This is a genomic window from Streptomyces sp. BYX5S, from assembly GCF_054724165.1.
Window position 1 is genome coordinate 1,358,604 of record NZ_CM138829.1, and the last position, 12,003, is coordinate 1,370,606.

Annotated in this window: 10 protein-coding genes and 3 tRNA genes; 4 read left to right on the top strand and 9 right to left on the bottom strand. The window is 71.5% G+C overall.

The genetic code is table 11. From position 1 onward, the window contains the following. The first annotated feature begins 200 nt into the window (after window positions 1-200). A complete protein-coding gene (locus tag ACYBSK_RS06055; RefSeq protein ID WP_460245410.1) occupies window positions 201-1,487 on the top strand; it encodes an RNA polymerase sigma factor in 1,287 nt (428 codons plus the stop codon). Between the two features lie 76 nt (window positions 1,488-1,563). Here the strand turns inward: ACYBSK_RS06055 and ACYBSK_RS06060 are convergent, their stop codons facing one another. From ACYBSK_RS06060 to ACYBSK_RS06075, 4 genes are all read right to left on the bottom strand, one after another. Then, window positions 1,564-3,501, bottom strand: a complete 1,938-nt coding sequence (locus tag ACYBSK_RS06060; protein ID WP_460245411.1) for an ABC transporter ATP-binding protein — start codon at window positions 3,499-3,501, stop codon at window positions 1,564-1,566. Beyond that, window positions 3,501-5,240 (bottom strand): ABC transporter ATP-binding protein, encoded by a 1,740-nt coding sequence (locus tag ACYBSK_RS06065; RefSeq protein WP_460245412.1) that lies wholly within the window; start codon window positions 5,238-5,240, stop codon window positions 3,501-3,503. Before ACYBSK_RS06065 ends, ACYBSK_RS06060 begins: the two co-directional genes overlap by 1 nt. 178 nt (window positions 5,241-5,418) lie before the next feature. After that, window positions 5,419-6,849 carry a xylulokinase gene (locus tag ACYBSK_RS06070; RefSeq protein WP_457475808.1) on the bottom strand — a complete coding sequence of 477 codons (1,431 nt, stop codon included), beginning with the start codon at window positions 6,847-6,849 and terminating at the stop codon, window positions 5,419-5,421. Between the two features lie 67 nt (window positions 6,850-6,916). Then, entirely contained in the window at window positions 6,917-7,231 is a 315-nt protein-coding gene (locus ACYBSK_RS06075) for a YtxH domain-containing protein (protein WP_457475809.1), read from the bottom strand. A 182-nt stretch (window positions 7,232-7,413) separates the two neighbouring features. Here ACYBSK_RS06075 and ACYBSK_RS06080 point away from each other — a divergent pair. From ACYBSK_RS06080 to ACYBSK_RS06090, 3 genes are all read left to right on the top strand, one after another. After that, window positions 7,414-7,486, top strand: a tRNA-Asn gene (locus ACYBSK_RS06080). Window positions 7,487-7,491: 5 nt separating this feature from the next. Next, window positions 7,492-7,564 (top strand) — tRNA-Asn (locus tag ACYBSK_RS06085). A 175-nt stretch (window positions 7,565-7,739) separates the two neighbouring features. Further along, window positions 7,740-7,813 (top strand) — tRNA-Ile (locus ACYBSK_RS06090). 122 nt (window positions 7,814-7,935) lie between these two features. On the opposite strand, the gene ACYBSK_RS06095 is transcribed toward ACYBSK_RS06090, so the two are convergent. The 5 genes from ACYBSK_RS06095 to ACYBSK_RS06115 all read right to left on the bottom strand — a co-directional run bounded on the left by ACYBSK_RS06095 (window position 7,936) and on the right by ACYBSK_RS06115 (window position 12,000). After that, window positions 7,936-8,973: a rod shape-determining protein gene (locus tag ACYBSK_RS06095; protein ID WP_457475825.1), complete on the bottom strand. Its 1,038-nt coding sequence runs from the start codon at window positions 8,971-8,973 to the stop codon at window positions 7,936-7,938. A gap of 482 nt (window positions 8,974-9,455) precedes the next feature. Next, a complete protein-coding gene (locus ACYBSK_RS06100) occupies window positions 9,456-10,046 on the bottom strand; it encodes a hypothetical protein (RefSeq protein WP_457475826.1) in 591 nt (196 codons plus the stop codon). Further along, window positions 10,018-10,851 carry an FkbM family methyltransferase gene (locus tag ACYBSK_RS06105; RefSeq protein ID WP_460245413.1) on the bottom strand — a complete coding sequence of 278 codons (834 nt, stop codon included), beginning with the start codon at window positions 10,849-10,851 and terminating at the stop codon, window positions 10,018-10,020. Before ACYBSK_RS06105 ends, ACYBSK_RS06100 begins: the two co-directional genes overlap by 29 nt. Further along, window positions 10,848-11,093: a Trm112 family protein gene (locus tag ACYBSK_RS06110; protein ID WP_457475828.1), complete on the bottom strand. Its 246-nt coding sequence runs from the start codon at window positions 11,091-11,093 to the stop codon at window positions 10,848-10,850. Before ACYBSK_RS06110 ends, ACYBSK_RS06105 begins: the two co-directional genes overlap by 4 nt. After that, window positions 11,083-12,000 carry a DMT family transporter gene (locus ACYBSK_RS06115; protein WP_457475829.1) on the bottom strand — a complete coding sequence of 306 codons (918 nt, stop codon included), beginning with the start codon at window positions 11,998-12,000 and terminating at the stop codon, window positions 11,083-11,085. Before ACYBSK_RS06115 ends, ACYBSK_RS06110 begins: the two co-directional genes overlap by 11 nt. Window positions 12,001-12,003: the final 3 nt, after the last annotated feature.

Below are 12,003 nucleotides of genomic sequence, written 5' to 3' on the forward strand. Positions count from 1 at the left end.
ACGGGGCTCCGCCCCGGACCCCGCTCCTCAAGCGCCGGAGGGGCTGAGATGGCGCGCTCCAACGCGCCGTTTTCTCTCGTTCGGATCGGGGAAGGGTGGGCACCCGTCCTGCACGGTAACCGCTCGGTCACGCACCGGACTCAAAAAGTCAACGCACGCCCCTCGTGGCGGCACTGTGTCGTACTCCACACTGGGTTGCGGTGCCTGAGTCCTCGGAGCGCGGCCGGAGCCCGGACAACGGGTCCGACACCCCCGCGGTTCCGCTCATCGCGTACGGGACGGGCAACGGCGAGGCCGCCGTTCCCGCCCCCCTGCCGCACGCCTCAGATGCGATCACTTTGGAGGTCGCCCCCGTGCAGACCCAGACCCTCACCCAGAGCGACAGCACAGCGCAGGCCCTCGCCGACCCCGAAGCCGCGCCGAAAGGTGCCGGGCCAGAGGGCGACGTCCTGACCTCCGTGCCGTCGCAGAACCGCGAGGCGCACCATCCGGAGACCGGGGCGGAGGAACCGTCCGACGCGCAGGAGTCCGTGGACCCGCCCGAACCGGTGCGCGGCGCCCGCACCGAAGGCGCCGGCCCGTCCTCGGACCTGTTCCGCCAGTACCTGCGCGAGATCGGCCGCATCCCGCTGCTCACCGCCGCCGAGGAAGTGGAGCTCGCGCGGCGCGTCGAGGCGGGCCTCTTCGCCGAGGAGAAACTCACCCACGCCCCCGACCTGGACTCCCAACTCGCCCTCGACCTCGACAAGTTGGTGGTCATGGGCCGGATGGCCAAGCGCTGCCTCATCGAGGCGAACCTGCGCCTGGTCGTCTCCGTCGCCAAGCGTTATGTAGGGCGCGGGCTGACGATGCTCGACCTCGTCCAGGAGGGCAACCTCGGCCTGATCCGCGCCGTCGAGAAGTTCGACTACGCCCGCGGCTACAAGTTCTCGACGTACGCGACCTGGTGGATCCGGCAGGCCATGAGCCGCGCCCTCGCCGACCAGGCCCGCACCATCCGGGTCCCGGTGCACGTCGTCGAGCTGATCAACCGGGTCGTCCGCGTCCAGCGCCGCATGCTCCAGGAGCGCGGCTACGAGCCCACGCCCCAGGAGGTCGCGGCCCACCTCGACCTGTCGCACGAGCGGGTCAGCGAGGTCCTGCGCCTCGCGCAGGAACCCGTCTCGCTGCACGCCCCCGTGGGCGAGGAGGACGACGTCGCGCTCGGCGACCTCATCGAGGACGGCGACGCCACGTCCCCCGTGGAATCGGCGGCGTTCCTGCTCCTGCGCGAGCACCTGGAGGCGGTCCTCTCCACGCTCGGCGAACGCGAACGCAAGGTCGTCCAGCTCCGCTACGGTCTCGCGGACGGCCGCCCCCGCACCCTGGAGGAGATAGGCCGCATCTTCGGCGTCACGCGCGAACGCATCCGCCAGATCGAGTCCAAGACCCTCAACAAACTCCGCGACCACGCCTTCGCGGACCAGCTCAGGGGCTACCTGGACTAGTGGGAGCCCCTCCGGCGATTGAGGAGCGGGGCCCGGGGCAGAGCCCCGCGACCTCAACCCCGGGGGGCAACACCGATCAGTCGACCTCGGCGACCGCCTGCGCGAACTGCGCCTCGTACAACCGCTGATACGCCCCACCGTCGGAGACCAGCGCCTCGTGCGAGCCCTGCTCCACGATCGCCCCGTTCTCCATGACCAAAATCGTGTCGGCGTCCCGAATCGTCGACAACCGGTGCGCGATCACGAACGACGTACGGCCGGCGGCCAACCGCGCCATCGCCTTCTGGATCAGCACCTCGGTCCGGGTGTCGACGGAGGAGGTCGCCTCGTCGAGCACGAGGATCACCGGATCGGACAGGAACGCCCGCGCGATCGTGATGAGCTGCTTCTCGCCCGCGCTGACCCCCGTCCCCTCGTCGTCGAGCACCGTGTCGTACCCGTCGGGCAGCGTCCGGATGAACCGGTCGGCGTGTGCGGCCTTCGCCGCCTCCTCGACCTCCGCACGGGTGACGTCCTTCGGGGCGCCGTACGCGATGTTCTCCGCGATGGTGCCGCCGAACAGCCAGGTGTCCTGGAGCACCATGCCGATCCCGGCGCGCAGCTCCTCCCGCGACATCTTCGCGATGTCGACGCCGTCGAGCGTGATGCGCCCGCCCGTGACCTCGTAGAACCGCAGCAGCAGATTGACGAGGGTCGTCTTGCCCGCGCCGGTCGGTCCGACGATCGCCACCGTGTGACCGGGGTCCGCGGTGAGCGACAGGTCCTCGATGAGTGGCTTGTCCTTCTCGTAGCGGAAGGCCACGTGCTCGAACTCGACGTGCCCGCGCAGGAGGTCCGGCTTCTCGGCCGGCACCGGGTCCGCCGACTGCTCCTCCGCGTCCAGCAGTTCGAAGATCCGCTCGGCGCTCGCCACACCCGACTGCACGAGGTTCGCCATCGACGCGACCTGCGTCAGCGGCATGGAGAACTGCCGCGAGTACTGGATGAAGGCCTGCACGTCACCGATGGAGAGCGAGCCGCTGGCCACCCTCAACCCGCCCACGACCGCGACCAGGACGTAGTTCAGGTTCGAGATGAAGAACATCAGCGGCTGCATGATCCCGCTGTTGAACTGCGCCTTGAACGAGGCCTGGTACAGCTCCTCGTTCTGCTCGGCGAACTGCCCGGCCGACTCCTTCTGCCGCCCGAACACCTTCACCAGGTTGTGCCCGGTGTACATCTCCTCGATGTGCGCGTTCAGCGCGCCGGTCGCCCGCCACTGCTGCACGAACTGCGGCTGCGCCCGCTTGCCGACCTTCGCCGCGACCAGCACTGACAGCGGCACCGTGACCAGCGCGACGAGCGCGAGCAGCCACGAGATCCAGAACATCATGGTCAGGACGCCGATGATGGTGAGCAGCGAGTTGAGCATCTGCCCCGTCGTCTGCTGGAGCGTCTGGCCGAGGTTGTCGATGTCGTTGGTCGCCCGGCTCAGCACCTCGCCGCGCTTCTGCTTGTCGTAGTACGACAGCGGCAGCCGCGACAGCTTCGACTGGAGGTCGCCGCGCAGCTCCGCGACGGCCAGGTTGATGAGCCGGTTCGCCACGCGCGTGCCGATCATCATCGCGAGGCCCGCGCACGCGAACACGGCGAGGCCGAGCAGCAGCACCTCGCCGATCGCGGTGAAGTCGACGCCCTGGCCGGGTGTGAAGTCGACGCCGCCGAGCATGTCGGCCATGCCGGTCTCACCCTTGGCCCGCAGGCCCTCGATGACCTGCTCCTTGGTCTGCCCGGCCGGCAGCTGCCCGCCGACGACCCCGCCGAACAGCAGGTCGGTGGCGCGCCCCAGGATCTTCGGGCCGACCACCGAGAGGGCGACGCCGATCACGATGGCGAGCAGCACCCCGCCCACCGCCGCGCGATGCACGGTGAGCCGCTTCAGCAGCCGCTTCCCGGAGTTCTTGAAGTCCATCGACCGCGAACCGGGCGCACCCGCGCCCGCTCCGGCCGCCATCCGCCCCATGGGCCCACTCATCAGGCGGCCTCCGCTTCCGTCAGCTGGGAGAGGACGATCTCCCGGTACGTCTCGTTGTCCGCCATCAGCTCGTGGTGGCGCCCGGTGCCGACGACCCGGCCCTCGTCGAGCACCACGATGCGGTCGGCGTCGCGGATGGTGGCCACGCGCTGGGCCACGATCACCACGGTGGACTCGGCCGTCTCGGCGCCGAGCGCGCGCCGCAGCGCGGCGTCGGTGGCGTAGTCGAGCGCGGAGAACGAGTCGTCGAAGAGGTAGATCTCGGGCCGCTGCACGAGCGTGCGCGCGATGGCGAGGCGCTGGCGCTGACCGCCGGAGACGTTCGTGCCGCCCTGCGTGATGGGCGCTTCGAGCCCGCCCTCCAGCCTGCTGACGAAGTCCTTGGCCTGCGCCACCTCCAGCGCGTGCCACAGCTCCTCGTCGGTGGCCTCGGGACGCCCGTAGCGCAGATTGCTCGCGACGGTCCCGGAGAACAGGTACGGCTTCTGCGGGACGAGCCCGACCGTCCTCGCCATCAGCTCCGGGTCGAGCCGCCGCACGTCCTCGCCGTCGACGTACACCGACCCGGCCGTGGTGTCGTACAGCCGCGGTACGAGCCCCAGCAGCGTCGACTTGCCGCTGCCGGTGGAGCCGATGACGGCGGTCGTCTCGCCGGGCAGCGCGACCAGGTCGATGCCGCGCAGGATGGGCTCCTCGGCGCCCGGATAGCCGAAGTCGGCGCCCCGGATCTCCAGGTGGCCGCGGCGGCGCAGCTCGCGCACGCTGTCCTTCGGCGCGGGCGGTACGACGCTGGTCTCCGTGTCCAGGACCTCCTGGATGCGCTCGGCGCAGACCTCGGCGCGCGGCACCATCATGAACATGAACGTGGCCATCATCACGCTCATCACGATCTGCATCAGATACGCGAGGAACGCGGTCAGGTCGCCGATCTGCATGCCGCCGCTGTTGATGCGGTGCGCGCCGAACCAGACGACGGCGATGGACGCGATGTTCACGATCGTCATCACGAACGGGAACATCAGTGCCATGAGCCGGCCGGTCGCGAGGGAGGTCTCGGTCAGATCCCGGTTGGCCCCGCCGAACCGGCCCTTCTCGAAGTCGTCCCGCACGAAGGCGCGGATCACGCGGTTGCCGGTGATCTGCTCGCGCAGCACCCGGTTCACGGTGTCCAGCTTGACCTGCATGGACCGGAACAGCGGCCGCAGCCTGCGGATGATCAGCGACAGGACGAGCGTCATCACGGGCAGCACGGCGAGCAGCACGCCCGACAGCGGCACGTCCAGGCCGAGGGCCATGACGACGCCGCCGACGCACATGATCGGCGCCGACACCATCAGCGTGAACGTCATCAGGGTCAGCATCTGGACCTGCTGCACGTCGTTCGTGGTCCGGGTGATGAGCGAGGGCGCCCCGAACTGGCCGACCTCGCGCGCCGAGAAGGACTGCACCCGGTCGAAGATCCCGGCCCGCATGTCGCGCCCCAGCGCGGCGGCGGTGCGGGCGCCGTAGAACACGGCCCCCATGTTGCACACCACCTGGGCGACGGTGACGCCCAGCATCAGGGCGCCGTACGTGAGGATGTAGCCGGTGTCGCCGTTCACGACACCGTTGTCGATGATGTCGGCGTTCAGAGTGGGCAGATACAGCGCGGCGCAGGTCTGAAGGAACTGCAGCAGCACCAGCAGCCCGATCGGTTTCCGGTACGGACTGAGATGGGTCCGCAGAAGTCGTATGAGCACGCTCGGTCTCTCGGTGGTCGGCGGTCGTGGAGGAGCGGTGTACGGGGAGAGGGATCCCCATGCGATGCGCCGTCACGGAGGACGACGACGCATGGACCCCTATCGTCGGACACTCCACCCGCGTTACCTCAACCGATTTACCCAAGAGCACTCAAAGGTTCGGCCGTCTTCGAAAGTGTCAGGAGAAGGCACCGGGGTGGATCTGTTCCCGCACGGCCCGGTACTGCTGGCGCACCGCCTGCCCCACGGGAAGCTCCTCGCCCGGCTCGAAGACCTGCGCGGCCGCGCCCTGCCACTGCGGCAGCTGCCCGGTCAGCGCCCACGCGGCCTGCCGCGCCGCCCCGATCGCCGCGTAGTCCGCGGGCTGCGGCACGACGACCTGCGCGCCGAACACCACCGGCGCCACGCTCTGCACCGCGTGCAGCTCCGCGGCGGCGCCCAGCAGGAACACCCGCCGGATCTCCACGCCCCGCCCGCGCAGCACGTCCATCGCGTCGGCGAGGCCGCACAGCATGCCCTCGAAGGCGGCCCGCGCCAGGTGCTCGGGCTTCATCGACTCCCGCCGCAGCCCGCTCAGCGTGCCCGCCGTGTGCGGCAGGTTCGGCGTCTTCTCGCCCTCCAGGTAGGGCAGCAGGACGAGTCCGTGGGCGCCCGGCGTCGACTTCATCGCCAGCTCGGACAGCTCCTCCAGGCCCCCGTCGAGGCCCAGCATCTCCACGGTGCCCCGCAGCGCCCGTACGGCGTTCGACGTGTGGACCACGGGCAGGTGCATCCCGGTGGCGTCGGCGAGGGAGGTGATGGCGCCGCTGGAGTCGACGAGCGCCTCGTGGTGCACGGCCATCACGGATCCCGAGGCCCCGAGCGAGACCACGGCGTCCCCGGAGCGCACCCCGAGCCCGAACGCGGCGGCCATCGTCTCCCCGGTCCCGGCCGAGATGACCAGGCCCTCCGGGGTCCGCCCGGCCGCCTCGCCGGGGCCGATCACCTCGGGCAGCGCCACCCGGTGGCCGAGCGCCAGCTCCACCAGATCGGGCCGCCACGTGGCGCTCGCCGCCGACCAGTAGCCGGTGCTGGAGGCCCCGCCGCGGTCGGTGGTGCGGCGCACGGGCCGGCCGAGCAGCTGCCACACCAGCCAGTCGTGGGCCTGCATCAGGGCCGCCACCTGCTCGGCGTGCTCCGGTTCCGTGCGCGCCAGCCAGCGCAGCTTGGCCACCGGCAGCGCCGCCTGCGGCACGCTGCCCACGGCCTCGGCCCACGCCTCGCGCGAGCCGAGCCGGTCGACCAGGTCCGCGGCGGCAACCTGCGCGCGCTTGTCCCCGCCGACCAGGGCGGGGCGCACGGTGTTGCCGTGGGCGTCCAGCGGCACCACGGTGTTCTGCTGCGCGGAGACCCCGATCGCCTGCACGCCTTCGAGCAGCCCGCCGCCGGCCGCCTCGCCGAGCGAGAGCAGCCAGGCCTGGGGATCGACGTCGGAGGGCCGCCCGCCGCCCTCCGGGGCCTCCAGCGGGTGCGGGGCGTACCCCTGCCGCAGCACGGCCCCGGTGTCGGCGTCACAAACGACAATGCGCGTAAATTCGGGCGAACTGTCCAGCCCGGCGACTATCCCCATGACAGAAATTCTGCCGCACCGCCGGACACTTCTGTGCCGTCAGGTGCGGACCGGCTCCACAGGGGCGTCAGGTGTTGCTGGTGCCCCAGTCGTCGGTCGTCCCTTCGCCGGTCGAGCCGCCGCCGCGCTCGCGCAGGGTGCGCACCCGGTCGGCGACCGAGTCCGGGACCCGGCTCTCGACCTTCTCGCTCACCGAGTGGAAGGCCTTGCCCGCGACGTTGCGGGTCTGCTGGGCCGCGGACTCCGCCGTATTGCGCACCGCGGGGTTCTGGGCGATCTCCCGCGCGGACTTCTTGAGCTTCTCGTACCGCTCCCGTCCGGCCCTCGTGCCCAGCACGTACCCCAGGGCCAGACCGGTGATGAATGTGAGCCGATAGCGCATGGTCGGCCACCCTTTCCGTAGCGAGGCTTCGTGGTCTGTCGCGGTCCTCATGGTGCTTGTTGATCACCTGGGGGGGAACCGATTGGCAAAGCACCCCCCTGCTTGCGCTAATGTATGTGTCGCAGCGAGCGCGCGCCGCCTGGCAAGTACCCAGGTGGGTTCGTTCGAAGCAACGAGGTCCATCCCCTGTAGCTCAATTGGCAGAGCAGCCGGCTGTTAACCGGCAGGTTACTGGTTCGAGTCCAGTCGGGGGAGCTCGATCTCCTGTAGCTCAATTGGCAGAGCAGCCGGCTGTTAACCGGCAGGTTACTGGTTCGAGTCCAGTCGGGAGAGCTGAACAAGCCCCTCCGGAGCACGCTCCGGGGGGCTTTTTCGTGCCTGGTGGAACCGTCCGCGCGCGGGGTGAGTCCTCAAGGTCGTGCAGAGCCGGACCATCCGAGGCAGGAGATCGTATGAGCGGCTATGCTGCGGCAGACGGCGCGCACACATGTACGCGCCACGCCGAGACGGGGCGGTAGCTCAGCCGGTTAGAGCAGCGGACTCATAATCCGTCGGCCGTGGGTTCGAGTCCCACCCGCCCCACCGCGCGTACGCGGCGCAGAAACGATGCGACCAGCACGTACGTAACCTGATGGCCCGTCACGGAAACCGTGACGGGCCATCTGTCACCCCAAGGGCCCCGGCGGTCGGGGCGGGAGCCGGTCTCAGTCGGCCAGCGGGTTCAGGGCCATCGGCTGGATCCGGCCCTCCAGCATCTCGCCGAGCCCCTGCACGGCGCAGACGTCCGGGCGCTCGGCGATGCGCACCGGGACGCCCGTCGCGTCCCGCAGCATCTGGTCCAGGCCGGGCAGCAGGGCCGAGCCGCCGACCATCATGATGCCGCGCTCCGCGAGGTCGGCGACCAGGTCGGGCGGGCAGTCGCGGAGCACCTTGCCGATGCCGTCGAGGACGGCCGTCAGCGGGGTGTGGATGGCGCTGCGGACCGCCGCGGTGTCCACGTGCACCGAGCGGGCCAGGCCCGTCGCCACGTCGCGGCCGTGGATCTCGGTCTGCTCCGGGCCCTGCGGGGTGATCCCGTTGCCGCTCAGGGCGAGTTGCAGGGGGCGTACGGACTGGGAGGGCAGCATCAGCTCGTGAGCCTGGCGCAGGTGCTGGACCACGGCGTGGTCGATGGCGTCGCCGCCGACCGGGACACGGGCCGCCGTGACGATCGAGCCGAGCGAGAGGACCGCGATCTGGGTGGTGGCCGCGCCGCAGACGATGATCATCGTGGCTTCCGGCTGCTCCACCGGCAGGCCGCAGCCGACGGCCGCCGCGATCAGGGTGTCGACCAGCTCCACGCGGCGGGCGCCGAGGCCGACCAGCGTCTCCACCGCGGCGCGCTGCGCCAGCGGGTCCGCGTCGTGCGGCACCGCGGCCGCCGCGCGCAGCCGGGGCTTGCGGCGCAGGGCGCGGCGGAGCTTGTCGCCGAGGAGGTGGCGCAGCATCCGCTGGGCCATCTCGATGTCGACGACCGTGCCGCCGGAGACGGGGCGTACGACGCGGATGTAGTGCGGGGTGCGGCCGGTCATCTTCTCGGCGAAGTCGCCGACCGCGATCAGCGCGCCGGTGCGGGTGTTGACCGCCGCGGCGCTCGGCTCGTCGACGACGAGGCCCACGCCCTTCACGTACACGCGGGTGCGCGCGGCACCCAGATCGACGGCGAAGTGGCAGCGGCGCAACTGCTCCAGACTGGCGGTCATGGCAGATCCTCCCGAGAGCGCGGACCGTGACGGGCGCGCCGGGCGGCGACCCTGCTGGCATCCTGCGCTCGCGCGCGGGGAGGCGCCCGCTGGAGTAGGCCGGGCGGGGCTGGGCCGTCCGGGTGGGAGAAGCCGGGCCCGGGAAACGCGAAGGCGCCGCCTCCCGTGGGACGGGGAGGCGGCGCCGCGTCGGAGTCCGACGGAGTTACACCAGCCAGCCGAGGAAGTGGGCGAGGCCGGCGACGATGTCGGTGATGACGTTCATGTGACGCGTTCTCCTAGCGATGATGCAGAGTGCATCGGTGATGCAAAGTGCATGTGGGACTTGGGACTTGAGATGTGCATCGCGATGCGGTCGCTACGGTCTGCAGCCCGTTGCTTGCGCCCTGTAAGCATCGTTGTTCACGTGCGTCCCACGCAAACTCCTGGGCGACGATCACCTGTTCAAGGGAACAACTGCTCGCCTGTTCGTATGTGAGGGGCTACGCCTCGTACCAGCGCTGGAGCAGGCCCCACGTGAACTCCGCCCGCACCTCGCGCGGTGTCCCCGACGCGTCCGGGGCGCGGAACGCCAGGCCCCAGCGGGTGGGCGCCGAGCCTTCGAGGGGGCGGGCCGGAGCGAAGGCGCGGGCCGCCTCGTCGACCGTGCACGACCAGGGCGTCAGGTCGGCGACGGTGCGCAGGGCGGGGCCCGGGGCGCCGGGCGCCCGGATCAGCCACTCGTTCCAGACGCCGCCCGTCGGCGCGAGCAGCACCTCGAAGCGCAGGTCGGGCCAGAGCGGCACCGGCCACAGCAGCGCCTCGCACTCCAGGTCGCCGACCTTGCGGACGAGGGTGCGCTCCGGGTCACCGAGCACCGAGCGGTAGCGGGAGACGGCCGCCCGCGGGTGGCGGGAGCGCAGCTGCGCCTGCCAGCGGCGGTTCGCCTCCCGCATCTCGGCGACGGAGACGCCGAGATCGGCGCGGGCCGTCTCCACCAGCTCCGGGTTGTGGTCCGCCATGCGGCGCAGCAGGACCAGCTGGAAGTCCAGCGGGGTGAAGGGCTCAGTGGGGCGTCCGGGCATGCGCCCCATGGTGGCGTACGCCGCCGGGGGCCCGCCCGTCCGGGAGGAACAGCACCGAGTTCACGTACCGGGGGCGGCGCCCCGACGGCGTGAGGGCGCGGCGCAGCAGGCCCTGCGAGGCGATGTGGGAGGTGCCGCGCTGATGGGCCGCCAGGTCGTAGGCGGGCAGCGGCAGCCAGTCGGTGTCCGTGTCCGGCAGGACCCACCCCTCGTAGCCCTGCGCGCGCAGGTGGTGGACGACCGGGGTGATCGGCTGGATACGGGTCTCCAGTTCGATGAAGAGGGCGGGCCGGTCGTGGGCGAGCAGGGTCCGGGCACCGCGCAGCACCCGCAGCTCAGCCCCGTCGACGTCGATCTTGATGAAGTCCACGTCGCGGAGCGTGAGTTCGTCGAGCGTCACGCAGGGGACCTCGCGGCCGGTCGGCGCGTGCAGGCCGTCGCGGCGGACCAGCGAGGACACGCCGCGTTCGCCGCGCTCGTCGTGCGGGGGCTGCCACAGCGGCGCCGGGCCGGGGCGGTCGCTGGCCGCCGCGCGGACCACCCTGACGTTCGGCGGGGCGGACGCGGCGAGGACGCGGGCCAGGTGCGGGACCGGCTCCAGGGTGATCACGCGGCGGGCGCGGGCCGCGAGGCGGTGGGTCCACGGGCCGTACCAGCCGCCGACGTCCACGGCGGTGCCGCAGGCGCCCGTGGCGGGGAGCATGTCGGCGAGCCGGGCCAGTTCGGGTTCGAAGCGCGGGTAGAGGGCGCGGGCCGTCGCGGCGGTCAGCCGGGCGGGCAGCCAGGGCGCGATCCGGGCGGCGAGCGTCGTCATGGGAGTGCCCGCTTCGCCCGCTCCGCGCGTTGCAGGAGCTGTTCGTGCTCGGCTTCCGGGACCTGTTCGCCGGACGAGGGCAGCAGCTGCGGGATGCCGTCGACGATGGGGTAACGGCGGTGCAGGCGCGGGTTGTAGAGGCAGCCGCCGCCCTCCCGCTCGGGCTGGTCCGGCAGCAGGAGCAGGGGACCCTTGTCCAGCGGGCAGGCGAGGATCTTCAGGAGCGGGTCGTCAGGGTTCATGCGGGAGCAACTCCCTTGGCTCTTGGGCGGGTTGTGGGGGCGGGGTGTCGTGCTTGGGCATCAGCAGGAGCACCGCGACGGCGAGGGCGGTGCCGGTCACGCGCAGCGCCAGGCGCACCGGCTCGTGGGGCAGCGACTCGCCGAACGCGAGCGTGCCGAGGACCGCCGTGAACAGGCAGGTCACCGTGGTGCACACCGGGACGATCAGCGAGGCGCGGCAGCGTTGCAGGGCCGCCTGCGACATGACGAGGCCGAACGCGCCCGTGCACAGCAGCAGATACGGGTACGGCGACCTGAACAGGGCCGGAATGTCCGGGAGTACGCCCGACACACCCTTGATGGCGAGCGAGCTGACCCCGTACAGCAGGCCCACCGCGACCCCGTACTCGACGCCCGTGGTCGGCAGCCGGTGGCGGTGCCGGGCGCGGCGCTCCGCCGACGCGTACAGGTACAGGCCCGCGATCAGCGACGGGACGCACACCGTGAGGATGAGGGGCGCCGGGGAGTCGCGGCCCACCGCGTCCGCGTCCTCCTGGAGCGAGAGCACCACCATGAGCAGCGCCGCCAGGATCGCGGCGATGGCGTACCGCTCGCGGCCCGAGGTGCGTTCGCCGAGGAGCCGGGCCGACAGGAGCAGCAGCAGGACCAGGCCGGAGACGAAGATGCCCTGGGCCGCCGCGATGGGAAGCGTTCTGTAGACGGCGAGCTGGGCGCCGAATCCGGAGGCGAGGGCGATGGATCCGGCGAGCCACAGCGGGCTGGTCACCACCTGGCGCAGCAGGTGGGCGGGGCGCCGCACGCTCACCTCGGGCAGCCGGGTGAGGGCCCGCTTCTCCAGGACGAAGCCGACGCTGTACAGCGTGTTGGCGAGCAGTGCCGCGCCGACTCCCCATGCCACGGCGGGCATCGC